General features: G+C 70.1%; 16 protein-coding genes and 3 pseudogenes. 6 read left to right on the top strand and 13 right to left on the bottom strand.

Going from position 1 to position 24,081, the window contains the following annotated elements; all coding sequences use genetic code 11:
* Positions 1–570 precede the first annotated feature (570 nt).
* Complete coding sequence (locus ADK41_RS07840) at positions 571–1,611, bottom strand: alpha/beta hydrolase family protein (RefSeq protein WP_030827330.1); 1,041 nt, start codon at positions 1,609–1,611, stop codon at positions 571–573.
* 114 nt (positions 1,612–1,725) lie between these two features.
* Between ADK41_RS07840 and ADK41_RS07845 the strand changes: the two genes are divergently transcribed.
* Together ADK41_RS07845 and ADK41_RS07850 are read left to right on the top strand one after the other, a co-directional pair.
* Positions 1,726–2,361: a GNAT family N-acetyltransferase gene (locus ADK41_RS07845; RefSeq protein WP_030827333.1), complete on the top strand. Its 636-nt coding sequence runs from the start codon at positions 1,726–1,728 to the stop codon at positions 2,359–2,361.
* A 35-nt stretch (positions 2,362–2,396) separates the two neighbouring features.
* On the top strand, positions 2,397–3,305 hold the full coding sequence (locus tag ADK41_RS07850) for a PaaX family transcriptional regulator C-terminal domain-containing protein (RefSeq protein ID WP_234318819.1): 909 nt from the start codon (positions 2,397–2,399) through the stop codon (positions 3,303–3,305).
* Here ADK41_RS07850 and ADK41_RS07855 read toward each other — a convergent pair.
* The 3 genes from ADK41_RS07855 to ADK41_RS07865 are packed head-to-tail and all read right to left on the bottom strand — an operon-like array spanning position 3,208 to position 6,177.
* Complete coding sequence (locus tag ADK41_RS07855) at positions 3,208–4,104, bottom strand: class I SAM-dependent methyltransferase (protein ID WP_051843184.1); 897 nt, start codon at positions 4,102–4,104, stop codon at positions 3,208–3,210. The two genes, ADK41_RS07850 and ADK41_RS07855, sit on opposite strands and share 98 nt — an antisense overlap.
* A 53-nt stretch (positions 4,105–4,157) precedes the next feature.
* Positions 4,158–5,417, bottom strand: coding sequence for a hypothetical protein (locus tag ADK41_RS07860; RefSeq protein ID WP_030827343.1), 1,260 nt, complete (start codon positions 5,415–5,417; stop codon positions 4,158–4,160).
* Position 5,418: 1 nt separating this feature from the next.
* Complete coding sequence (locus ADK41_RS07865; protein WP_234318802.1) at positions 5,419–6,177, bottom strand: alpha/beta fold hydrolase; 759 nt, start codon at positions 6,175–6,177, stop codon at positions 5,419–5,421.
* Between the two features lie 354 nt (positions 6,178–6,531).
* Here ADK41_RS07865 and ADK41_RS07870 point away from each other — a divergent pair, with 354 nt between their 5' ends.
* Complete coding sequence (locus ADK41_RS07870; RefSeq protein ID WP_030827349.1) at positions 6,532–7,065, top strand: hypothetical protein; 534 nt, start codon at positions 6,532–6,534, stop codon at positions 7,063–7,065.
* A 203-nt stretch (positions 7,066–7,268) separates the two neighbouring features.
* Entirely contained in the window at positions 7,269–9,116 is a 1,848-nt protein-coding gene (locus ADK41_RS07875; RefSeq protein ID WP_234318803.1) for an AMP-binding protein, read from the top strand.
* Positions 9,117–10,097: 981 nt separating this feature from the next.
* Here ADK41_RS07875 and ADK41_RS42940 read toward each other — a convergent pair.
* The 3 genes and pseudogenes from ADK41_RS42940 to ADK41_RS07885 form a co-directional block, all read right to left on the bottom strand.
* Positions 10,098–10,268, bottom strand: a pseudogene (locus ADK41_RS42940) (pirin family protein); the annotation flags it as partial.
* Positions 10,269–10,438: 170 nt separating this feature from the next.
* Positions 10,439–11,263: pseudogene (locus tag ADK41_RS07880) on the bottom strand (Tn3 family transposase); the annotation flags it as partial.
* 124 nt (positions 11,264–11,387) lie between these two features.
* Positions 11,388–12,014, bottom strand: coding sequence for a TetR/AcrR family transcriptional regulator (locus ADK41_RS07885; protein ID WP_030827356.1), 627 nt, complete (start codon positions 12,012–12,014; stop codon positions 11,388–11,390).
* A gap of 137 nt (positions 12,015–12,151) precedes the next feature.
* Here ADK41_RS07885 and ADK41_RS07890 point away from each other — a divergent pair, with 137 nt between their 5' ends.
* Positions 12,152–12,913: an SDR family NAD(P)-dependent oxidoreductase gene (locus ADK41_RS07890; protein WP_030827360.1), complete on the top strand. Its 762-nt coding sequence runs from the start codon at positions 12,152–12,154 to the stop codon at positions 12,911–12,913.
* A 145-nt stretch (positions 12,914–13,058) separates the two neighbouring features.
* On the opposite strand, the gene ADK41_RS07895 is transcribed toward ADK41_RS07890, so the two are convergent.
* A complete protein-coding gene (locus ADK41_RS07895; RefSeq protein ID WP_030827363.1) occupies positions 13,059–14,867 on the bottom strand; it encodes a flavin-containing monooxygenase in 1,809 nt (602 codons plus the stop codon).
* 173 nt (positions 14,868–15,040) lie between these two features.
* Here ADK41_RS07895 and ADK41_RS07900 point away from each other — a divergent pair, with 173 nt between their 5' ends.
* The gene (locus tag ADK41_RS07900; protein ID WP_030827366.1) at positions 15,041–16,066 is read left to right on the top strand and encodes an SMP-30/gluconolactonase/LRE family protein; all 1,026 of its coding nucleotides are present in this window, start codon (positions 15,041–15,043) and stop codon (positions 16,064–16,066) included.
* On the opposite strand, the gene ADK41_RS07905 is transcribed toward ADK41_RS07900, so the two are convergent.
* From ADK41_RS07905 to ADK41_RS07925, 5 genes and pseudogenes are all read right to left on the bottom strand, one after another.
* The gene (locus tag ADK41_RS07905; protein WP_030827369.1) at positions 16,048–16,668 is read right to left on the bottom strand and encodes a TetR/AcrR family transcriptional regulator; all 621 of its coding nucleotides are present in this window, start codon (positions 16,666–16,668) and stop codon (positions 16,048–16,050) included. The two genes, ADK41_RS07900 and ADK41_RS07905, sit on opposite strands and share 19 nt — an antisense overlap.
* A gap of 156 nt (positions 16,669–16,824) precedes the next feature.
* A pseudogene (locus tag ADK41_RS07910) lies at positions 16,825–17,367 on the bottom strand (NAD(P)-dependent oxidoreductase); the annotation flags it as partial.
* Positions 17,368–17,620: 253 nt separating this feature from the next.
* Positions 17,621–17,947 carry a hypothetical protein gene (locus tag ADK41_RS07915; RefSeq protein ID WP_030827371.1) on the bottom strand — a complete coding sequence of 109 codons (327 nt, stop codon included), beginning with the start codon at positions 17,945–17,947 and terminating at the stop codon, positions 17,621–17,623.
* A gap of 13 nt (positions 17,948–17,960) precedes the next feature.
* Positions 17,961–19,214: an IS256 family transposase gene (locus ADK41_RS07920; protein WP_030827374.1), complete on the bottom strand. Its 1,254-nt coding sequence runs from the start codon at positions 19,212–19,214 to the stop codon at positions 17,961–17,963.
* Positions 19,215–19,683: 469 nt separating this feature from the next.
* A complete protein-coding gene (locus ADK41_RS07925; protein ID WP_158717672.1) occupies positions 19,684–23,412 on the bottom strand; it encodes a protein kinase domain-containing protein in 3,729 nt (1,242 codons plus the stop codon).
* Positions 23,413–24,081: the final 669 nt, after the last annotated feature.

The following is a 24,081-nucleotide window of genomic DNA, read 5'->3' on the forward strand; positions in this document are numbered from 1 at the left end:
GCCCCGGGCCGGGTCCGGATCCGTGCGGGCGGGGCCGCGCCCCGTGGCCCCGCCCGCACCCGGGTCCTTCGGCACGCGCGGCAGGTCGCCCGCGTACGGGCGCCCCGGCGTGGTCCGTCCGAGGGAGCACGGTCCTCCGGTCTCTCGGCGAACCGGGACAGGGCCGACCGGCCCGGGTCCCGGCCCGGCCGGGACGACCGCCCTGCCGGAGAGGGAGAGCCCAGTGAGTGATCCGGCGATCGTAGGGGTGGACGGTTCGGCGTCGAGCCTCACCGCGGTCGGTGTCGCGGCCCGTGAGGCCCGCCTGCGGAGCACATCGCTGCGCATCGTCCACGGCCTGGAGCCGATGGTGCACGGGCACCTGGCCCGGGCGGAGGAACGGGCGCGCGGATCGCCGGCCGGCTCCGAGGGCACTGGAAGATCGACAGCCGACTCCACCACGTCCGCGGCACCACCTTCGCCGAAGACGCCTCCACCACCCGGGCCGGCGGCCTGCCCTGCGTGACGGCCGCTCCCCGCGACTTCACCATCAGCCCCCTCCGACAGGACGGATACCGGATCCGGAACGGTTCAGAGTTCTTCGAGGAACCGTCCTTGGTCGTCGAGGAATCCGTCCGCGAAGAGTGAGCGGGGGGAGAAGAGCGCGGTGAGCGTGATCTTGAGGTCCGACTGCTCGATGGACTGCTTGAGCAGTGAATGGGTCGCGTCCGGGTAACGCTTGACCGTCAACGCGCCACCTGCGTCCAGCACCTCGCGGTACGTGCGCTCCGTGTCGGCGGTGTCCACGTTGATGTCATGGCCCGCGAGGGTCAGCAGTACCGGTACGCCGCGCAGGGCGCGGAGGTCTTGCGTGGCGTCCGCGGTGTAGTTCCTGGAGACGAAGCCCCAGCGGTCGGCGGTCATGCCGCCCGCGTCGCCGCCCATCGCCCTGACGTACTCCTCGAAGGTCGCGTGGCGTCCCAGCAGTCGGCGGGTGGTGTCGCTCTTGGCGACCTCCGCCTTGGTGCGGGCTGCTGATGCGCCGTCGGCGCGCAGCTCGGCGAGGAGGTTGTAGCGGCCTTGCCGGAGCCAGTTGATCGCGGGCGAGACGGCGATGACGAAGCTCACGGGCGTCTTGGCGGCGATTTTCGGCAGGACCCAGCCCGCCTGGCTGGCGCCCCAGAGTCCGATCCGGTCGCCGTCGATGTCCGGGCGGGCGCGGGCCCAGGCGATGGCGGCGGCTGCCTCGTCGGCCCGGTCGTCCATGGACTGGTCGAGCCAGTTTCCGGGCGTGCCCGCGACGCCGGGCTTGTCCCAGGACAGGGAGGCGTATCCGGCTTCGGCGTTCGCCTCCCACATGGGCTTGTAACCGTCGTCGTGGGTGGCGTCGACGGGGCCGTCGCCGTGGATGTACACGATCAGGCCGTGGCGCTTGCGGCCGTCCGCGGGGACGGCCAGTACGCCGTTGAGGGTGTGGCCGCCGTGGCGGATCGTGACCCGCTGCTCGTCCATGTCGTAGGAGTTCTGCCACAGCACCACACCGACGAGGCCGACGGCCACGACCAGGACCGTGACGAGTGACCACACGGCGATGCGGAGCCCGCGCCGTCGGGGCTGGGTCTTCGGACACATGGGAGGGCCGCCTCTGTCGGGGTGTGCAGCGGATACCGAAACTATCATGATGGGAACGGCCGTTGAGGATCTGATAGTTTCAAGTTCCGGTTCCAGAGAGGAAGGAGGCACGGCATGGCACTGGACGCGACAGGCCCCGGGGCCGGACCGGTGACGGTGCAGCGGGACGTTCCGGCCGGAGCCGAGCGGCGGGCGGCCGAGCTGTACTGGGACGCCTTCGGCCGCAAACTCGGTCCCGCCCTGAACCCGGCGGACAAGGCGGTGCCCTTCATCGCCGCCCACCTGAACACCGATCGAGCGGTCTGCGCACTCCTCGACGGGCGGCTCGTCGGCCTCGCCGGCTACCACCACGACGGGCGGGCCCTCACCGGAGGATCGGCCGGCGCCGTGCTGCGCGCTTACGGGCACCTGCGAGGACTGCACCGACTCCTGCTCCTCGCCCTGTTCGAACGTCACCCGGTGCCCGGGCAACTCGTCATGGACGGCATCGCCGTGGATCCGGACATGCGCGGCCTCGGCGTCGGAAGCCTGCTCATCGAGGAAGTGGCCGCCGTCGCGGCGGAGCAGGGCTGCCGGGAGATCAGACTGGACGTGATCGACACCAACCCGCGTGCCCGGGCCCTGTACGAGCGGCGCGGCTTCACGGCCGTACGGACCGAGCACACGCCCTACCTGCGCGGGCTGCTCGGATTCGGCGCGGTGACCACCATGCACCGCCCGGTCGGAACAGGAGGGGTGAGGGAACCGTGAACGCCGACACCGACCACGTCGAGGTCCCCACCCGCATGCTCGTCCACGCGCTGATCCGCGAGGACGGCACCGTCGGCGCGGACGAGCTGTACACCGTCGCCAACACCCTGGGCATGAGCGACCAGCAGGTACGGCTGTGCGTCAAACGCCTCGTGACCGAAGGCCGATTCACCCACGAAGGCCGAGGCCGCAAGGCGGAACTGCATGCGACCACGGACACCATGCGCGCCCTCGCCCCCAACGCGGACTTCCTGCGGCACGCGTTCCGACAGGACGCCGGGCTCGCACCCTGGGACGGGGTCTGGCACCTGGCCGCCTTCGCGGTGCCCGAATCGGCGCGCACTGCCCGGGACGCCCTGCGCGAAACGCTCGTCCGCCTCGGCGGCGCCCCGCTCCAGGGCGGACTGTACGTCTGCGCCAACACATGGGAACCGTACGTCGAGGAAGCGGCCCACCGCCTCGGCGCCCACGACGCGCTCACCCTCCTCACCACGACGGACCTGCGCAGGGGCGACACCCGGGAGCCTGCCGGACTCGCCCGCCGTCTGTGGCCTCTGCAGGAGATCGCCGACCGCTACCGCCGCCTCAGCCGCATCGCCCGGCCCCGCCTCGCCCGGCTCACCGGCCCTGTCGAACTCTCCCCGGCCGCGCTTCTCACCATCGTCGTCGAGCTGGCCGCCGAACTCACCCGCGTCATGGAGCCCGACCCGCTGCTGCCGCCTCAGCTCCTGCCACAGCCCTGGCCCGGCGCCCAGGCCCGGAAGCTCATCGCCCGATGCTGGGCGGCCCTGCACGAACGCGACCACGGCGAGGCCCGCCCCGCCCTCTTCCGCCTCTACGCCGATATCACCCGAGAGGCAGCCGCTCTTGGCGATGCTCGCCGTCGCCCGCCTCAGCGGCCTGCGCCCGCGGCTGCCGGGCGTCCGGACCGTTGTCCTCCCTGACCCGCACGGCCGGGGACCGGCTCCCACCGAGGCGGTAGAGGTGGAAACGTGAGCCAGTGCGATGGGGTGGAAACGGCTTGGGGACGAGTGTGCGCAGGTGGACCGCGTTCCCGCACCAGGTGTCGAGGGAACCGCGAACGACGCGGTCACTGGTCTCGACCACCACCAGGCACGGCACGTGGTCGCGGGATCGCTGGATGTGCCCGATGATCTCGGGGACCGGGGGTGAGGTACGGGTCAGGTCGAGACCTTCCGGGGTGAAGGCCTGGCCCCAGGAGGGCTCCACGATGTAGATGTCGCGCTCGCTGCGGGCGGGGAGCGCGCCGAGCAAGTCACGGTAGTCCGCATGGCGGAGACGAACGGTGGAGCCGACACGGTCCAGATTGCGCCGGCCGGCCTCGTGGACGACCGGGTCGAGTTCGGAGGCGTGTACAGGGCGGTCCAGGCAGCGGCCGAGGTGGTGACCGATGTTTCCGGAACCGCAGAACAGATCGACGACCATCGCCTCGCCGTCGGCCGCGGGGGCGGTGGCCTCGATGTCGGTGATGACGCCGGCGACGGCTACGGGGTGGGGGTCCTTGGTGCACTCGACGGCGGTGCGGCCCGGGATGCGGATCCCCCGGGCGTCCATCTCGGGGGCGGGGATGCCGTAGAGGGACAGGGACTCGGGGCGGCCGCACATGATGCGGCCTGCCTCGCACAACTGGTCCGTGGTCAGGAACCGGTCGCGCAGGGGGCCGAGCAGCCGGTTCCTGAGAGCGGGGTAGTCGGCGTGGGCGGGTTCCTCAGAGGCATGCAATCCGTCTCCAGGTGTCGGGAAGGCCGACTGCCGGGCCGGGCGCCGTCGGCCGGTCACTCGCTGCCCCGAGGGGGAAGGATCCTGGCCAGTACCTCGTGGACCGGCTCACCGCCGAGCAGTCGGCGCAGTTCCTCGACGCCGTGCCGCCGCCGCGCCGGGGTGAGCGAGACGTAGTGCTCGATCCGCTCGTTGAACGTTCTGCGGAACACGCTGTAGAGCTCCTCGTCCTCCTGCACGCGGCCGGCGATCTCCACGAGGGCCGCCGTCCCGGCGAGGTCGTCCTCGGGCAGCCGGTGGTGCGGCAGGACGTCCGCGAACCGGCCGGCGTTCCGGCCGAAGAGCGTGCCGCCGAGACGGCGCAGGGTGTAGACGTGCGCGTAGTGCTGCTCGTGGATCCCCAGCGGCAACCGGCCGAGGACCATCGACTCGTGGAGTGCCGTGAGCCCTGGGGCGAGCAGGTAGTCGGGCGTGCTCGCCACCGCCCGCAGCAGGTCGCGCTGTGGCAGGAGACGGCAGTCGGCCCGCCGGCCGGCGACCGAGACACTCCGTTCGCGGTGCCCGTCGAAAGGGCCGCCGCAGACCAGGACGCGCGAGAACCGGGGCCAGTCCCGCAGCAGGTCGGGGATCCAGTGGTGAAGCAGCCGCAGGTAGTCGTTGTTGACGTCGAAGTCCAGGAGAAAGTTCTTGAACCCGCCGACGTTGACCAGCAAGTCGTACTCCGGTTCGGCGTCGAGCGGGGTGTTCCTCAGAGCTTCGAGGTCGATGATCGGGCCGGTCAGGTGGATCGCGGACCCGGCGCCGAGAGCGGCGAACTCGGCCGCGCGCTCGGGGACGCCCGGGAAGTTCTGCACCACGCTGTGCGTGGCGAGCAGATGGGCCGCGACGACGCGCTCATGCGAGGAGAGCGCGGCCAGATGCCGGTCCGCCGCGACGTAGGAGGAACGTGGCAGGGTCGCGCACAGGTCGCGGATCCGGGCCAACGGCCTTCCGAGCCGCCAGAAACCGAACAGGCTGTCCACCATGACCACCGGACGCCGCGCGATGACGGACCGCAGGGCGAGGTCGGCGTCCATGACCGAGACCACCTGGTCGCCGGTCTCCAGCAGGTCGTCGACCAACTCCGCCCCGGCCCTTCCGCGCGTCGCCTCGATCTCGCGGATGGTGTCGAAGGCGTCCGGGTTGCGACGCGTGAACGTCGCCGCCACACCGCTGCCGACGAACACCCGCTCGTGGTCGGAGAGCAGCCGGGAGACCGCGACGAGTTCGGAGGCCGGACCGAAACCACAGTTCTGCGCCCCCATCACGATGCGCATGTCAGCCTCCCGCACCGGTGCGGAACGAAGTCACCGCACCGGACGGCGCGGTGAACAGCCCGACGAGTCGCCTGGCGAACTCGGCCGGGTGTCTCGCGTAGCCGACGTGGCCGCCGGGGAACAGCTTCCGTTCACAGCCGAGCCGCTCCGCGAGGACGACCGCCGGCCGGTGGACGGCGTGGGTGCGCGAGTCGCGACCGCCTGCGACGACGATCCGGTCCGCCACCCCCTCCAGCTTGCCGAGGTCGGGGACGAAGCGCGTGACCGGCCTGACGGTGTGGGCCAGGAAGAACGCGGTGTTGTCGTGGGCCTCGGGCAGCGTCGGCGCGGGCCCGTCGCCGAACACGAACTGGAGCTTGCGCAGGGCCTCCGCCACGCCCTCGCGGCGGAACGTCTCGTGGACGTCGTCGAAGAACGCCAGATACTCCTCGGCGTCCGGCAGCAGTCCCATCGCGGGCGGTTCGTGGGCGATCGTCAGACGGACCCGGTCCTGGCTGCGGACAGCGAGTTCGAGTGCGACGAGACCGCCCGAGCAACTCCCGAAGACGTACGCGGATTCACCGGGCCCGGTGAGGTGATCGAGCAGGCGGTACGCGTCGTCGGCGTGCTCCTCGATCCGCTGGTCCGTCGGCGGACCGTCGAGGAGGCTGCGCGAATTGCCGCGCGGGTCGTACGTGATGACGCGGTGGTCCGCGGCCAGGACGTCGGCCAGGCGTTTGAAGACGGCCGCGTCGGAGTTGCCGCCCGCGATGAGCAGCACCGGCGTTCCCTCCCCGCGCACTTCGAAATGAAGCCTGGCGCCCGGTACCGCAAGAGTGCCGCTCTCCCGTGGATGCATCGTCCTCCAGATCCGAAGCCGACGCGGCGCTCCGGGGAGTCGCGAAGACCGCCCGCGTCCCGCTCGCCGCGCGCACGCACGGTCCACTGACTCACGTCCGCGTCCCGGACGGCAAGGGGCGAACCGAACGAGCGGGGGCGTCGCCCGGCGCGCGGTCCTCACGGGGCGGCGCGCGGGGCTTCGCGTACCCCCTCACTGCTCCTGCGCGCTCGTCTCACGCACAGGCTTGCCGGGCATCAGCCCTATCACACGGTTCACCCCGAAGGAGGCCGCCTCATGTCCGTCATGAGATCACGAGCACGCCCGGCGGTCCTGGCAACCGTCGTCACCGCACTCTGCACCGGCGCACCGGCCGCCGGGCCCGCCCGCGCGGAATCACTCGCGGTGCTGCAGTGCCAGGGAACCGAGTCCGTCGCCTACAGTCCGGGGATCACCTTCCCACCGCGGGACGTCGACGTCACCACCGACGGGCGTCTCGGATCGTGCGTCGACGGCGCGGGTGAGGTGATGAGCGGTGCGTACGGGGAGCGGTTCACCCTCCACGCGGGGTGCAACGACCTCCTCGGCGGATTCCAAGGTCCTCGGACCTTCACGTGGAGCACCGGCGACACCGGCGTCGTCGAGGCCGCAGGCAGCAGCACCGCGATCGCCGGGCAGGTTGTCACCACGTTCACCGGGACCGTCGTCCAGGGCCGCTTCCGGGGCCGCCCGGCGACCCAGGTCATCGTCCTTCCGCAGCCGGGACTGCTGCGGTGTCCGTCCACCGGTGTCACGGACGCGACCGGAACGACGACGCTCACCCTCGTCTGAGGCCGCGGCCGGTCACCGGACGCGGCGGCCCTGAGCCCTCGGCCCCCGGGGCTGCCGCACGGACACGGGTTCGGGACGCGAGCGGTCCCGCCGCCGGTGACACCCTCTGTCCGAGCCGTCCCCGTCGTGTTCTTCGCGGTCCCGCAAGAGGGCGGCCGTGTTCCCCCACCGGAAGGTTTTCTCGACCCCCTGAGGAGAGCCGATTGCCGGACATCGACGACGTGCGAAGAGTCCTCTCCGAGCTGGGCATCGCACAGGAACTTCTGCGCGAGGACGCGCTCTTGCGCGCCGATCTCGGACTCGACTCGGTCGACATCACGCAATTGGAGATCGAGTTCTCCGAACGACTCGGCGCCCGCGTCGACCTCTGGAGCGAGCACGACCGTACGCTGCGGCAGCTCGCCGACGCCTTGGGCGGGAACGGGGCGGGCCCTCGGCTGTCGGCGGACTACCGGAGCCGCGGCTGGTGGTCCCCGGACCTGCTGGACGAACTGGTCCTGGACACCCGCGGGCACCGGGGCCGCCGTGCGGCACTCGTCGGCGACGGCCGGGTTCTCACCGGGTTCGAACTGGACGCCGCGGTGTCAGGCTGCGCCGCCCGTCTGGCGCGCTGCGGAACGCGCCCCGGCGAGAACGTACTCGTACAACTCCCCAACCAGCCCCAGCTCGTCATCCTCGTGCTCGCCCTGATACGGCTCGGCGCCCGTCCGGTCCTCGCGCCGCCGACGCTGCGCGAACACGAACTCGCTCCCGTGCTGTCCTCGGTACGTCCGGCAGCGATGGCCGTGCCCGTTCGGCAAGCCCGTTTCGACCACCTCCGGTTCGCCGAAGAACTCCGTGAGCGCCATCCGTTCGTGCGGAGCCTGCTGGTCTCCGGCGGCGTCGACCCGGCGCGCGGCCATCTGGACCTCGACGAGTTCGCCGCGGCCGAGGAGGCGGCCCCCGTGGCGGGCGGGCCCCGGCGCCCCTCGGACACCGCCCTGTTCCTGCTGTCGAGCGGCACCACCGGCGCGCCCAAGCCCATCCCCCGTACGCACGAGGCGTTCGGCCATGTCATCCGTGCCTCGGCGGCTGCGTCGGCGCTGACACCGGACTCGGTCTACCTCGCGGTCCTGCCCGTGACGCACAGCTTCGCCTTCGGCCACCCCGGAATCCTCGGCGCGCTCGTCCACGGAGGGAAGGCCGTGCTCGGCGCACCCGGCGATCCCGCCGGCGCGATGGCGCTGATCGAGCGGGAACGCGTCACGCACTGCGCGCTGACCCCTGCGGTCGCCCGCCAGTGGCTCACCGTGCATGCCGCCTCTCACGGGCCCGACCTGTCGAGCCTGGAGGTATTGCAGGTCGGCGGAGCCCGCCTGGACGAGCAGACGGCCAGGCAGCTCGGCGACGCCTTCGGCTGCCGGATCCAGCAGGTGTACGGAATGAGCGAGGGACTGCTGAACTTCTCCCGGCTCGACGACCCCCCGGAGGTGGTGTTCTCCACCCAGGGGCGACCCGTCTCACCGGGTGACGAGACTCTCGTGGTGGACGGCCGGGGCCGCCCCGTCGCCGACGGGGAGACGGGGGAGCTTCTGGCCCGGGGGCCTGGCGTCATCACGGCCTACCACGGCGACACGGACACCGCTTCGTTCACCTCCGACGGCTTCTACCGCACCGGTGACCTGGTCCACCGCCGTCCCTCGGGCGACTTCGTGGTCGTCGGACGCGTCAAGGACGTGATCAACCGCGGCGGCGAGAAGATCCCGGCGGGCGAACTGGAAGCTCTGGTCCAGAGGCATCCCGGTGTGCGCGCCGCCGCCGCCGTCCCGATGCCCCACCGGGTCCTGGGCGAAACGGTGTGCCTGTACGTCGTCGACGGCGAGGAGGGCTCTGCGACGCTGCGGGAGATCCGCCGCTTCCTCGAAGACTGCGGACTGGCCCCGTTCAAACTGCCCGAGAGCGTCGTCAGGGTGCCGGCACTGCCTCTGACCGGCACGGGCAAGATCGACAAGAAGCGGTTGCGCGAGGACATCGCGAACCGGGTGGAAGCCGAGCGGGAAGTTTCCCCGTGATCGCGGATACGTGAGCGTTGTGCCGCGGGTACGTGCTGATGCCGCTGCCTGGTTCCGGCCGGGACCGGGCAGCCGAAAGCTCGGTGCTTGCGCAGGCGGCGGCTGCGGAAGGTCTCGAGGAAGAGGAGACCTCGGCGTGGGCGGCGGCCCGGTCGGGCCGGGCACGGGTGCCGATTTCCTCCTTGAACAGGGCCCGGAAGCTCTCCGCGGCGGCGTCGTCGAAGCATGATCCAATGCGTCCGCAGCTCTGTGGCAGTCCCGACTTCCTTATTCGTTCCTGGAAACGGGTCGACGTGTGTTCGGCGACACATGTCCGTTCGCCGCACGGAGCGACCGGCCGAGGCCGGCGCCTCCGCGTCGGTCGGGTCTGCCGCGGACGGCTACGGCAACGCGTCGGCCGAGTCGTTCTCCGCTCCCTGAGAAGCGAGCTGGTCGACGTCCGTTGCCGGCCCGGCCCGGCCGGGCCGCCGCTCGCACCGCGACATTTCGAGTGGACCGGGAGCCGCTCCACCTTGCGGCGGCTGCACAGCGGTCTCGGCCACCGCGCACCCGCCGACCACGAGGTCACCCCCACGGCCTGGCCACCACACCGATGGTGTCCGTCGAAGCGGAACGAGCTCAGCTGCTCGGGACGGGCTCCGGTGAAGTCGGGTGAAGATGCCAAGTGGCCCACCGTGGTGAGGCACCGCACGCGGGAGGGGGCCGGCCGCGGGCGGTGCGTCACGACCACCGCCCGCAGTGCTCACACCGCTGTTGCGCCGGTCGACGCCGGATCGGAACCTGGTGGTGAGGAGTCGGATGCACCGGACCGATGCGGCCGTGGCGCTGACGCGGCTCGGCGGTCCGCCCCCGGTGCCCCTCCGTCACGCGGAGCCCGGGAGGCAGGAGCCGAAGGCCCGATCCGTGGGATGTCCGCGCCGCCGAACAGACGCGGCAGCGATCGTGGGCCCCGTGGTTCAGGACCCGCGTTTCCGTGGGTCGGCGCACCCTTCCCCGCGGCTCCAGGGGTGCGTTCGGCAGTTCCGGCGCGGGCAGTGGGGCCCCGTCGTATCCGTGGACCTCGCCGAAGCGGGTCCCCGTCGTCCAGTCCTCGCGCGCCTGCACGATGTCCTCGTGCGAGCGTCCGATGAAGTTCCGCCACACAGCGAACTCCATCAGCGTTTCCGCACGTCAGTGACGTTCTGGATGCCTGGCGGTCAGCAAACTGTCAGCATCAGTCGTGGGAGTCGGTCGGCCATGGGGCGGAATTCGTTGGTTCGTGGGATGGAGTCGTTCCTCAAGGAGTGTGAGCATCCGCGGTCGCGGTGGTCGACGTGTCCGCACGGCTTCACTCCGCCGTCGAGGTTCAGCAGGGCGTCCAGGATGTCCGGGGAGTCGCGCGGGGTCCCGGGGACGACCATCTGCCCGATGCCCGCAACCTGGTCATTGACGGCGTTGAGCCGGGTGATGCCCGGCTTGAACCCGAAGTACTTCGACGACGGGGCGGCGTTGATGGTGCGTACCGGCACCTGGAAGCGCGGCCCGTCCACGGAGGCGAGCAGCCCCTCGCCCCAGAACTGCACGATCGGGACGTCGGCCTGGGCCGCGATCAGCGCGGCGTTCGCCGCAGCGATGGTGTCGGCCCGCTGGTAGTACTGGTCGACGTGCACGAGCCGGGCCCGGGTCAGGGCCTCGTGGGCGGGGTTGACCACCGGGGCCAGGCCGATGTTGCACGCCTTCGAGACGAGGAGCGCGACCATGGAGGTGGGCAGGCCCTTCATCCGGGTGGTGCCGTCGCCGAGGTGGACGAAGGCGTCGAGGAAGCCGGTCCAGGCGTTCACCTCGAACAGCAGGTCCGGCAGGTCGATCTTCGGGAGCATCTTCTCGATCCGCCCCCGCAGCCGGGTCAGCGACTTCGGCTCGCCGAGCGCGCCGAGCTTGTCGACGTTCGGCTTCACCCGCCCGTCACCGGCCGCCTCGATGGACGCCTTCGCCGCCGGCCCCGCCTCTTCCAGGCGTTCGACGAGCTGCTTCCACCCGGTGTCCAGGCCACGTACCGGCTCCGCCAAGCGCTGCTCGACGGGCATGTCCAGGCTCAGCCCGGCCGGCACGTCCTCCTCGACCGCGTCCCAGTCGGGGCCGTCCAGGAGGCGGGCGCGCGGGTTGGACGTCCCAAGACCGCCGCGCACGCGTTGCGTTCCCGCTGGAAGCCGCTGGAGGGCCGTAAGCCGTCGGCAGGCTGACCGCGTCCGTCGGAAGCGCGGGAGGAGAGCGGAGGCGGGCCTCGGCGATTCAGGTGAGGCCCGCCGCCGCGATGGCCAGGGCGGTGCGCAGGGTCTCCGCGAGATCGGCCCGCGCGGCCGCGGGATCGGGACCCGGCTCGGTCGCCCGGTAGGCGTGGTGTTCGACGGCCGCGCGCAGTGCGGCGTTGAACATGGCGGCCCAGACGGCCGGCCGTACGTCGTCGGCGGGCAGTCCGGCCCGCTCGGCGAGGGCGCGTGCGAAGGCCGGTTCCGCCTCGTCATGGGTCTGCAGCCAGACCGCGCGCAGGCCCGGCTCGGTCCGGGTCAGCCGCAGCAGGGCGCCCACGTCCGGGCCGGGCAGGACCGCGCCGGTGGACCATACCTGGTCGAGGGCTTCCTGGAGAGGCTCGCCGGGGCGCCACTGTCGCAGCGTGGTGGCGATCGTGTCGATGCCGGACGAGAAGAGCGGTCGTACGCAGCTCTCCTTGGTGGGGAAGTACCGCCACACCGTGCGTGCCGAGACGCCGACCGCCTCTGCGATCTGCTCCCCCGTCGTCGCGGTGACGCCCTGGGCGATGAACAGGTCGACCGCGGCGCGGGCGATGTCCAGCCGGACGGCGGCCTTGCGCTCCTCGGTCAGGGGCGGGCGCCCCGTCCGTCCGCGGGCTGCGGTCATCTGCCCCTCCGGCTTCAGTCGTCAATGACCTGCACATTCTCCACCAAGACTTTATGTCTCTCAGAGACAAAAACGGTAGGGTGCCGGCGCGGTGTGACACGAGTCCGCAGCACAGCACTTCTTGGACGGAGCACTTCATGACCGGCGATCTGAACGGGCGCAGCGTGATCGTCACCGGAGCGGGATCGGGCATAGGCCGCGCGGCCGCGCTCGCCTTCGCCGCGCAGGGTGACCGCGTCGTGGTGGCGGACCTCGACGCCGAGAGGGCCGACACGGTCGTCGAGGAGATCGAGCAGGCGGGCGGCACCGCCGTGGCCGTCACGGGCGACCTGAGCGAACAGGCCGTCGTGGACCGGGTGACGGCGACGGCGGTGGAGCGGTTCGGCGGCGTGGACGTCCTGGTGAACAACGCCGGGATCATGGACAGCATGTCGGCCCTGGCCGACGTGAGCGACACCGAGTGGGAACGCGTCATCCGGGTCAACCTGACCGCGCCCTTCCTGCTTTCCCGCGCCGTGCTGCCGCACATGCTGGCCGCGGGGCGCGGCGCCATCGTGAACACCGCCTCCGAGGCCTCCCTGCGCGGCAGCGCGGCGGGCGCCGCCTACACGGCCTCCAAGCACGGCGTGGTGGGCCTGACGAAGTCCCTCGCCGTGATGTACCGCAGGAGCGGCATCCGCGCCAACGCCGTCTGCCCCGGCGGCACCGCCACCGCCATCTCGGTGGAAGCCGACCGCACGGCGCACGGTCCGGCGGCGCTCGGCCCGCACTTCGTCAACCTCGGTCGCGTGTCGCAGCCGGAGGAACAGGCTTCAGTGATCCTGTTTCTCGCCTCGGACGCCGCGAGCAACATCAACGGCGCGATCCTGCCCGTCGACGACGGCTGGTCCGCTGTCTGACACGGTGCCGGTCACGCTCACCGGGGTACCGAGGTGCCGCGTCGTGAGCGCGCGCGGCACCTCACCCGATGACGGACCACGCTCCGGACGGGGCCCGGCCGGCAGCGGCCGGACCCCGGATCGCACCGCGTTGCGGTGTGTGCCCCTAGGCTTCGGCGGCCTTCCGTGCCACGAGGACGTCGTCCATGGACTCCTCGCGCCAGCGCTTCAGGAGGTCGTGGAAAGCGAACGCGCCATGGGGATAGGCGAGCGGTGCGTTCGGCCGGCCGCGCCCCTCACCGTTGTAGTACCCGGGTGTGCACTCGGCGTGGAACCACTCGTGGTCGGGGGCGTCCTCGGCCATGACCGCGAGCCATGCGTCCTCCGCCTCCCGGGACGGTTCGATGACGGCGCCCTTGGCTTCGGCGGCCGCGACGAGCGCCGCGGCATGCACGGCGTGCTCGTCGAGCACATGCGTGTAGTTGACGCTGCTGGCGCTCTGCGTGGCGCCCAGCTGGATCAGGTTCGGGAAGCCGTTGCTGGTGAACCCGTGCAGGGATCGCGGTCCTCGTTCCGCCAGGGCGTGCAGCAACTGGACGCCGCCCCGGCCGTTGACGGGCAGTCTGCCGGAATGAACACCGGAGACCCCGACGGAGAACCCGGTGGCGAAGACCAGGCAGTCGAGTGCGTATTCGGTGCCGCCGACCACGACGCCGTGCTCGGTCATCCGCTCGATGCCGTGCGTGTCCGCGGTGTCGACCAGGGTGACGTTGTCGCGGTTGAACGCCTGCAGGTAGGTGTCGGAGAACGTGGGGCGCTTGCACGCGTACCGGTACCAGGGCTTGAGCTTCTCCGCGGTGTCCGCGTCGGCGACGATCCGCTCGACGCGGGCGCGGACCTCGTTCATCTTGACGGCGTCCGCGACCTCGTAGACCGCTTCGAAGGCCTGCCGGTCCGCCGGGCGGCAAAAGCTCGGCAGGAGCTTCTCCAGCAGGCCGGCCGACGCGGTCCACCGGTCCGCCACGAGGTCCTCCTCGGCGGGCTCGCCGGAGGTGATGCGCAGGAAGTTGTCGCGACGCTCGCGGGCCCAGCCGTCGTGGTCGGCGCCGACGTCCCGGGCGGTGGTGCGGCGGTTGGCGCGCACGTCCACGGTGGAAGGGGTGCGTTGGAAGACGTAGAGGTGTCCGGCGTCCTCGGCCAGCTTCGGGACGACCTGGATGCCGGTGGCGCCGGTGCCGACGACGCCCACGCGCTTGTCCGCGAGGCCGGTCAGCCCGCCGTCCGGGGTGCCGCCGGTGTAGGCGTAGTCCCAGCGCGACGCGTGGAAGGTGTGCCCCTTGAAGTTCTCGATGCCGGGGATGCCGGGGAGCTTGAGCTCGGACATGGTGCCGGTCGCCGTGACGACGTAGGTGGCCCGGAACTTGTCGCCCCGGTCGGTCGTGACGATCCACGCCTGCGAGGTCTCGTCCCAGGTCAAGGACGTGACCGCCGTGGAGAACACGGCGTCCGCGTAGAGGTCGAACTTCTCCGCGATCCGTACCGCGTGGCGGCGGATCTCCTCCCCGGGAGCGTATTTCCACTCCGGGACGTACCCGGTCTCGTCGAGCATCGGCAGGTAGACGTGCGACTCGATGTCGCAGTGGATGCCCGGGTACCGGTTCCAGTACCAGGTCCCTCCGAAGTCACCGCCCTTCTCCAGGACGCGGACCCGCCCGATGCCCCGCCGGCGCAATCGCGCGCCCGCCAGGATGCCGCCGAATCCGCCGCCGATGACCGCGACGTCCACCCGGTCGCGCAGGGGCTCCCGCTCTTCCGTCTCCCGCGCGTACGGATCGTCGGCGTAGTAGCCGAACTCGGCGTCGGCGGCAAGGTACTGCCGACTGCCGTCGGGGCGCACCCGTCGCTCCCGTTCGATGCGGTAGCGCCGCCTCAGCTCGGCCAGTTCCTCGGAGGACAACGTTGCCGGGTTCGTCATGTGGGGGGACCTCAATTCTTCCGGTGCACTGCCAGGAAGCCGCCCTGTCCGCCAAGTGGTCTCGTGGTCAACGGACTTGGGCGGGCATGCACTACCGTAGCAAGTACCGGACAGTGTTGTCCGGTTGAGGCGGAGAGAGCTTCCGCACACCTCGGACAGGAAGAGTGACCCCCATGCGACGACTCCCGATCCGATCCCTCACCGGGCTTGCCGCGATCGGCCTGCTGGCCCTCACCGGGTGCGGTACACAGACAAGCAATGCCGGCGTGGCCCCCGCGGCCGCCGGCGGCGCGGACAGGACCGTCCGCGCCCAGAAGGTCATGCGGCTGACGAAGGTGCACCCCGAGACCGGCATGACCCTGCTGGAGGGCCCGGCCTTCGACGCGGACGGCAACCTGCTCGTCGTCGATGTCACCGCACCGGCCGGCGAGCCCAAGGTGCTGCGGGTCGATGTCAGGAGGAAGACGTCGCGTCCGCTGCACACCGACGACCGCGGCACCTACACCTCGGCCCAGTTCAGCCCCTACGACGGACGCATCTACCTGACCGACTTCTCCCACGGCGAGATCGTCAGCCTGGCCCCCGACGGCAGTGACCCGCGGACCTTCTTCTCGGGAGAGGTCGACGGAGCACCGATGAACCCCGACGACCTCGCCTTCGACCGGGACGGCAACCTGTACGTCAGCGACTCGCGCGGCATGTCCGAGGGCGAGGCGAAGGGACGCGTGATACGGATCGACCGCGAGGGGAAGAACGCCACCGTCCTGGCGGACGAACTGGCGGCACCGAACGGCATCTCGTTCGACACGGAGTACCGCGGACTGTGGGTCAGCGAACTCACGCAGAACCGAGTCTCCTACCTCCTCCTCGACGGCAAGGGCGAGGTGGCGTCCCAGCACACCGCCATCCGGGTGAACGGTGGCATCGCGCAGACCGACTCGATCGCCGTGGACGCGGACGGCAACCTCTACCAGGCCCTGCACGGCCGACCCGCCATGGCGGTGTACGACCGGCACGGCGAGCGCCTGGCGACCATCGAGGTCCCGGCCCGCGCCGCCGAGGGGCTCGAGTCGGCGACCAACGTGGCCATCACGCCCGGAGGGACCAAGGCGTACATGACCGTCAGCGGTCCCGCCGGAGGCTATCTGTACACCTTCGACGCACTGGCGAAGGGCGTCCGTCAGTCCAACGGCGGCTGACCGCCCTCGTCACCGTCGAAGGGCCGCACCGGCCCCACCTCGACACCCAGCAGTCGCCACGCGGCGCGTGCCCGGTGTTCCCGCAGCTCACGAGTGGGGCCGGTGACGGCACCCGAGACCATGGCGACAGCAATCATGAGATCGGCCTCCTCCGCCGCCAGCCGGTGACCGTCCGGCAGAAGCGCCCGCAGGGCCCGCTCGACCCGCCCGGAGAGCGCCGAAGCGTACGCGGGGATGCCTGAGCGGTTGGCCGTCCCGTCGGCGTGCAGGATGTTGATGAAGGCTGTCGACTGGGTCTGGTGCCAGGTCAGCACACCGAGGACACGGGCGATGTCCGCGCCCGGCGCCGCCGCTGCCCGCTCGATCTGACCGACGTTCTCGTCCAGAACCGCGGTGGCGACGGCGGCCCGGTCGGGGAAGTGCCGGTACAGAACACCCTGCCCCACTCCGGCCCGACGTGCGATCGCCGACAACGGGACGTCGAGGCCGTACTCCGCGTAGATCTCTCGCGCGGCAGCGACGAGAGCGGCCCGATTACGGGCGGCGACCCGGCGTCCGTCGTTCGCGGGCCGCCGCTCGTCGGGTAGGGGTCGCTGAGTCACCCCGAGAGGGTATCGCCCGACGACGGCATGTCCCCTTCATTCGGCTCAGGCATTCCCGCGGCCGCTCGCTGTGCGACGCGCGTCCCGGCGAGTTCACGGATGTGACTGCTCTGTGTCGACAGCTCCCACGGTCCGGACTGCCGTGAACCTCGGGTGTCACGCCTCCCGTACGCTGATGGCGGCCCGGTGATGGCGGGGCGCCTCGATCTCGTCGATCAGTGCGACCGCCAGGTCCGCGTACGTGATCCGGCTGACCTGATCACCGTGCTCGGCGATCCGGTACCGGCCGGTGCGCACGCCTTCATGGTCGAAATCGCCCGCCGGGGCCGCATAGACCCAGTCCAGATCACACTTCCGCAGTTCGTCGAGGCCTGCCGCACGGCCGAGGAAGAAGGAGCGGTATTCATTCGGGTAGCCCGGCTCGTCCATCAGGGGAACGCCGGACGCACCGAGCAAGACCGGTGTGAGCCCGACCACCACGAGGCGGTGCACGCCCGCACCGGCCAGACCGGCCGCCAAGGCACGGGACGACGCGGTGAAGAACTCGTGCGGTGGCACGGACAGGTCCGCGGCGGCACTGACGGCGGCGTCATGCGAAGCGGCCGCATGCTTGATACTCGCCATGTCCGTGACGTCGCCCGCCACGACCCTCACGTCGGCCAGGTCACGGTGGCCCGCAGGGTCGCGCACCACCGCGGTGACCTCGTGTCCGCGTCATCGTGCCTCCGCGACAGCCTGTCGCCCCGCCCGACCGCCGGCTCCGAAAACCACTAGGTTCATGACGAACCGCCTCTGTTCAGGGCCAGCGCCCCTGCGCCCGGGCCAGTTCACGGACGCTATCGAAGACCCTGGTCACCAACGGGATACCGGCTAGGGTGAGATCCATGAGGGAACCACTGCCCGTCGACACACACATGTGAGCAATTGTCAAAAGCTGTGGATCAGTAGCTGTTCACGCAGTCTCGTGGTTCAGGTGGATGAGCCCTTCGAGGGAGCCCAGGCGGGCGTGCAGGGCGGGGTCCGGGGTCGGGGTGGTGGTGGTGAGCAACAGCACCTGGGCCGACGAGTGTTCCGGAGCGTAGAGGTCGTCTTCGCCGTCGTCGCCGGGGATGGGGTTGGGCTGGATCTCGATCCGTCCGTTGGGGCTGCTGGCGAGATGGTAGACGCCCCGGTAATCGCTGTCGCGCTCGGTGAAGACCAGCCCGAGGCGGTCGCTGACAAGCCAGGCCAGCTCGTCGGCGGTGTGGGTGCTGGTGCCGTAGGTGTGGTGGTCGGTCATGGTGCACCAGACCCTATGCCGCGACGGTGGCGGGGCGCTCGACCAGTTGTCCGCGTTCGAAGCGGGCCCCGGCACGGACGAGGGCGACGAGGTGGGGTGCGTTCACGGCTCGCCACCGCTGCTGAGCGGACTCGACGAGCTTGAAGACCATGGCCAGGGCGGCGGTGCGGGAGCCGGCCCCGCGAGTGACCTTGGTGCGCAGGCGGACGGTGGCGAAGGTGGACTCGATCGGGTTGGTCGTCCGCAGATGGATCCAGTGCTCGGCAGGGAAGTCGTAGAACGCCAGCAGCTCGGCCTCGTCGTCGGTGATCTTCTTGACGGCCTTGGGGAACTTCGTGCCATAGAGCTGGGCGAACGTCTTGATCGCCTTGGCTGCGAGGTCAAGGTCCTCGGCGTTGTAGATGTCCTGAAGTGCCTTGCGGGCGCCGGGCTGGGCCGACTTCGGCAGAGCGTTGAGCACGTTGGCCGTTTTGTGAACCCAGCACCTCTGATGCCGGGAGGCGGGGAAGAGCTCGGACAAAGCCTTCCAGAAGCCGAGAGCCCCATCGCCGACCGCCAGGACCGGGGCACGCATTCCCCGGCGGGCGCAGTCGCGCAGCAGGTCCACCCATGACTCGCCCGATTCACGGTAGCCGTCCTTGAGCGCGACCAGCTCCTTGCTGCCGTCGGCCCGCACCCCGACGAGGACGAGCACGCAGGCTCTGGCCTCCTCCAGGCGAACGTTGAGGTGGATGCCGTCGGCCCACAAATACACGTAGTCAACCTCCGTCAGGTCGCGGTCCATGAAGGCGGCGTGGTCGGCCTGCCATTGCTGGGTCAGCCGGGTGACCGTGGCAGGGGACAGCCCGGCCGAGCTTCCAAGGAACTGTTCCAGCGCGGGTACGAAATCGCCCGAGGACAGGCCGTGCAAGTAGAGCAGCGGAAGAACCTCGCTGATCTTCGGGCTCTTGCGGCACCAGGGCGGCAGGATCGCGGAGGAGAACCGCTTGCGCTCGCCCGTGGCCTCATCGACGCGCTTATCGTTGACCCGCGGCGCCTTCACCTCGACCGCGCCGGCTGCGGTGGTGACCTGTGTGGGCTGGTGATAGCCGTTCCGGACCACCAGGCGGCGCCCCTTGTCGTCGCGCTCATCAGCCAACTCGGCTATGTAGGCGTTGACTTCGGCCTCCAATGCGGCGGCCAGCATCCTTCTCGCACCCTCCCGGACGATCTCGTCGATCAGGGAGGAGCCGTTGGTGGTGCCGTCGTCGTTCACTACGCTGAGCACGGACGTGCCTTCCCGGCCGGTGCTGCGAACACCGGTCTTGCTCGGTGACCTATCGATCAATCACACGGGAAGGTACGTCCTCCCCGAGATGATCCACAGGTCTTGAGCATTGCTCGAAGCAGGCCCTGTTGGACACTACCTCCATCTCCGCGAATGTCCGGGAACGTCACTTCGCCCGCCGAGCCGGCTCCAACTAGCCGCGATGACTGAGGACCGGAACATCGAATCCGCAGGTGTGCCACTGAAACTGCCCGCGCGGGACCGATGACCCGCTGGGCTGCTGCTCCAGCTCACCGTTGACAGCCGAACGATCCAAGGCCTTCGGGGCGTCATTACCCTCGCCCGTTCTCCGCGTTCAAGCGTGATGGCAAGCCCAAGCACGGCCATCACGGCGCCTTCTTCGCCGGAGGAGGCGTCGGTGTCCACCCCTAGGTCCGTCCCCGGCGCATCCCAGCCCCCGGCGATTGCCTCAGCACACGCTGTGGTAAGGCACATCCGGAACGTAGCTCCGCCATTCCTCACGCGTGATGTCACGGCCGGCCTTGCGGCAGACAGTGCTGATGAGACGGTCGGGGTTCAGATCCAGAGCGTGGGCGCGGGTACCGCTGAGAACCCGTAGCACATCACCGTCGAAGGCCATGGCGTCGATCTGTGTAGCGGTCGGATCGATCGGGCCGCCCAAGGCCAGATGTGCAGATACGTCCCAGATCTGCACGTGGCTGTCGCTGATGGAAGCAGCGAGCAGTGTGCCGTCGGCCGAGAAGGTCGGGTGATACAAGTCGCCACGGGGGTTGACGCCGTCTTGCACCGTGCCGCGCGGCATGCGTGCGAGGCGTCTGCGGACGGCGCCGTCCCACACCTCCGCCCAGCCGGATCCCTTCAGCACGGCGAGTTGCCCGCCGTCCGGCGAGAAGGCGAGGTCGCTGGTCCGTTCCTGGTCGAAGCCCACGCGGCGGGTACGGCCGGTCGTCAGGTCGAGGATGTCTCCGCGCGTGGTGACCAGAAGCCGGCTGTCAGGGCTGAAGACGCCATGGCCGTCCAGGTTCGCGAACTGGTGTACACGTCGGTGTTCCTGCGCGTCCCAGACTTCGATGGTGCCGCCTTTCCCGGACGCGACACCTGGATCGTGGTGCCCCACCGCCACGTGGCGGCCGTCGGGAGCGATCGACAGACCGAGCACGACGCGACCCTCGGGCACGGGAACGCGGTACAGCTCCCGGTCGCGGTCGATGTCCCACACCACGACGGACAGCCCTTTCAGCCCAGGCCCCTCGAAGTCGATGAAGGCGAGACGGCGGCCATCGGCCGACAGCGCGTTGCGCTGGTCCACGTCCGGCACATCGAACTCCGGGATGCGCTGGCGGATCACCGGGCCGAGCTTCGCACCGGTGCGCATGTCGACCAGGTGCTGGAACCTGGGATTCGGGTAACCGGTGCGGTACATGCCTACACTCCCGTCGGGAGATACCGTCGCGCCTTCACCAGTGGGAGGCCGTCCCGTTGCGGACAGAGCCGCAGTCAGATCGAACCGGAGTATCTGATTCCCCTGCAGCGACCGGTACACGAGAGCTTTGGCCCGTTCGTCGAGGATCACCTGATCGGTCAGCCATCCCTCGTCGTCGTCCTGTGCCACGCCCGCCCGGCGGAAGAGGGCGGGCCCGCCGTCACTGCTGAAGACCTCGATCCGACCGTTGTAGGAGTAGGCGAGGACGTATGTGCCGCTGCTGCTCAGCCCTGTGACGTCCGAATCGCCGATGTCCACGTCACTGCACTTCTCGCCGCCGACGGCCGTGGGGCACACGGTCACGCGGCCCTTGTACTTCAGCGCCACGCGGCCGCCGTCGGAGCTGAAGTCGATGTCCGATGAGCAGTCGATGGCCTCGGACGGGTCGGCGTCGACGCTGAAGGCGTAGCGAACGCCGTCCGGAGTCCCAGGGCGGATCGCCCATACTTCCGTGAACTCCTGGCTCTCGGGGACGCATGTCGCGTAGTACCTCCCGTCGGGAGAGACGACCGAGATGCTCCCCTCCTCGGACCAGGAGGCGATCGGCTCACCGGAACTGCCGACGAGTCGGAAATCTCCACTCGGGCTGCTGAAGAGCACGTCCCCCTTGTCCGTCAACTGGTCGGGGAGGAAGCTTCCGCCCGGGTCGGCCACCGGCTTCCCAAGGGGACGCCCGTCCCGGGTGGACACGATCCGGTACGCGGTCCTTTTCCCCGACTTCGTCGGCACCACCAGCAGACGGCCGTCCCGGCTGGCCACGACCTTGGGCGGTTCGGCCGGCCCGATGCCCACACTTCCGTCGAAGGTGGCGACAGGATTCCTCGCCCCTTCCCTGCCTTTGCTGAGATCCCAGATGCTGGACCCGGTCGGGGTCACGGTCACCTGGCTCCGACCTCCACCGAGCAGGACCTGTGTCGCCTCGATGCCGTGGGCGGGCTGAGGCAGATCGATCACGGCCGTCTGCTGCTGGGACGCGGCCGCCGTGAGCGCCGCCCGGGACTCCGGCGTATGTGCGACCCGCCACGACGCGAGGCTGAGCAGGAGCGCCGTGTCGGGCCGGCTGCCGCGCAGACTCTCCGCAGACTGCGCGACCGATCGCGCGGCCGCCTGAGCACGACGCAGTTCGGCTGCGGCCCGCTGGTTCCGGCTCTCCCGTGCCTGGAACCAGCCGAACAGGCCGGCAAGCAGAGCGAACACGGTCAACATGGCGAGGCCGGCGAGCAGTTGGCGGCGACGGCGGACCGAGCGCGCGGCCGCGGTGCGGGCCGTCACGATGAAGCGCGCTTCCAAGGGGTTGGGGCGCAGGTGGAAAGGCGCCGTGGCCAGCCAGTCGAGACAGGTGCGCAGTGTGGTGCCACGCAGGAGGTCGTCAGGGTGTTCACCATGAGCCTGCCAACCGCGGGCCGCTTCGCCGAGCCTGCGGTGGACCGACAGACCGGCGCGTTCGTCGTCGACCCATTCCCGCAGCCGACGCCAGGCCGGTATCAGGGCCGCACTGACGGGACGTACCGATTCCTCCTCGTCGGTCTCCAGGATGCCCTCCGCCGTCAGGACGTCCGCTGCCTCCCTCACCGACCTCTGCTCGGACTCCGGGCGCCGCTCGTACAGTTCCGGCCGGTCGACCGTGCGTACGGAGTCCTGCGAGCCGTCGGACGCGTCACCGGGGACGACCGTGCGCAACAGCACTTCCCGAGCCGCCAGTTGCGCGGCGGAGCCGAGAGCGGAGAACGCCGCCTCGGCACGGTCGCCGAGCGGGAGAACAGCCGTCCCGGTGTCGGTGAGCGTGTCCGTTGCCACTGCCTGGCGCGCACCTTCCCGCAGCAAGGCACGGCGCGGATCGGCAGCCTTCGGCAGTTCACCGATCAGACCGAGCAGCAGCTCCTGTGCGGTAGGCCGATGTTGTGGTTCCTTTGCGAGGGCGGAGGCGATGAGGGGGCGGAAACGCACGGGCACTTTGGACAAGTCGGGATCGAGGGAAGCGGTACGGTGAGCGACCTCCCCGATATGAGCACCACGGAACGGCTCGTCAGCGCTCATGGCGTACAACACGACCGCGCCCCAGGCGAAGACATCGGACGCCGGTGTGGCCCGTTGTCCTGAGAGAACCTCGGGAGCCATATAGCCGAACGTTCCCATCAGGGCGCCGGGCGCCGTGACCGACATGTCCGGTGCGAGGGCTATACCGAAGTCGATGATGCGCGGGCCGTCCGGGCCGAGCAGGATGTTGCCCGGTTTGAGATCACGGTGGACCACACCGGCACTGTGGATCGCGGCGAGCGCAGTTGCCGCTCCAGTGGCAAGACGCAGCCCGGCATCAGGGTCCAGCGGACCGTTGTCCCGGACCTGGGCGGCGAGTGTGGGACCTGCCACGTACTCGCTGACGATGAAGGGAACGGCTTCGCCGGCACTCCCGGCTGTCGTATCGCTCCCCTGACCGACTGGGGTGCCGGGAACGTGGACGTCGAGGATACGAGCCGTGCAGAACGGCGGGACCTGACGCGCTGCCGTGGCCTCGCGACCGAAACGCTGCCGCACGAACGGCTCGGCGCCGCGGTGCAGGGCCTTGAGCGCGACCCTGGCCCCCTGTGCGTCATACGCCTCGTACACCACTCCCTGGCCACCTGAACCGAGCCGAGCGGCAAGCCAGTATCCGCCAAGGCGCTCCGGGTCATCCGGACCGAGCGCAGTCGACAACGTCCCCCTCCGTCCACTCCGCACCAAATCCACAGCTGAGCCCGGGAGACGACCGGCCGGTGCTCACGCCGACAAGCCGTGCGCCTGGGGCGGCGCGCCATGCCTTGCCATGCAGGCTGCACGTACACCATCTGCAAGGACACAGCCCGGCCGGTCCGAGCTCACTCACATGCCATCGCTTCACTGTGCCAGACTCACATCACTGTGTCCTTGGCGTGCAGCGCAATCATTGTTGTCAAGGAGTGCAACTCAAGCCAGCGGCCACGGCACATGCCACCTTCCTCCGCCAGGTCTGGTCTCCTCTGAGCCGGGGAGCGAGCAGTCCACACTTCGCTGACGCCCTCTGTTCGATGCCGGCGTTGAGATCCTGTGGCTTCATTCGACCAACGGGGTACAAGCATCCGGACGATCGCCGGTTTTCCTAACCGGCGATCGTCGGCTATGCCTTCCGCCCCTGTTGTGTCACTGACGCTCCTGCTGGCACGCTGAGGGTGCTCGACGGCAACGCAGGCCCCGTGCAGCACGAGGCCCCTGGTGCGCACCACTGGGCACCGCCTGGCTCATCGGCAGCTAAAGGCTGTTTGCCCGCATCACGATTCATCGGGCTGCCGTCCGTTCTCGACATGCTCGGGTTCGTCATCCAAGGATCCTCTAGTCCGGTGGGCGCCA

The sequence above is a fragment of the Streptomyces caelestis genome, assembly GCF_001279005.1.
Classification (GTDB): Bacteria; Actinomycetota; Actinomycetes; order Streptomycetales; family Streptomycetaceae; genus Streptomyces; species Streptomyces heliomycini.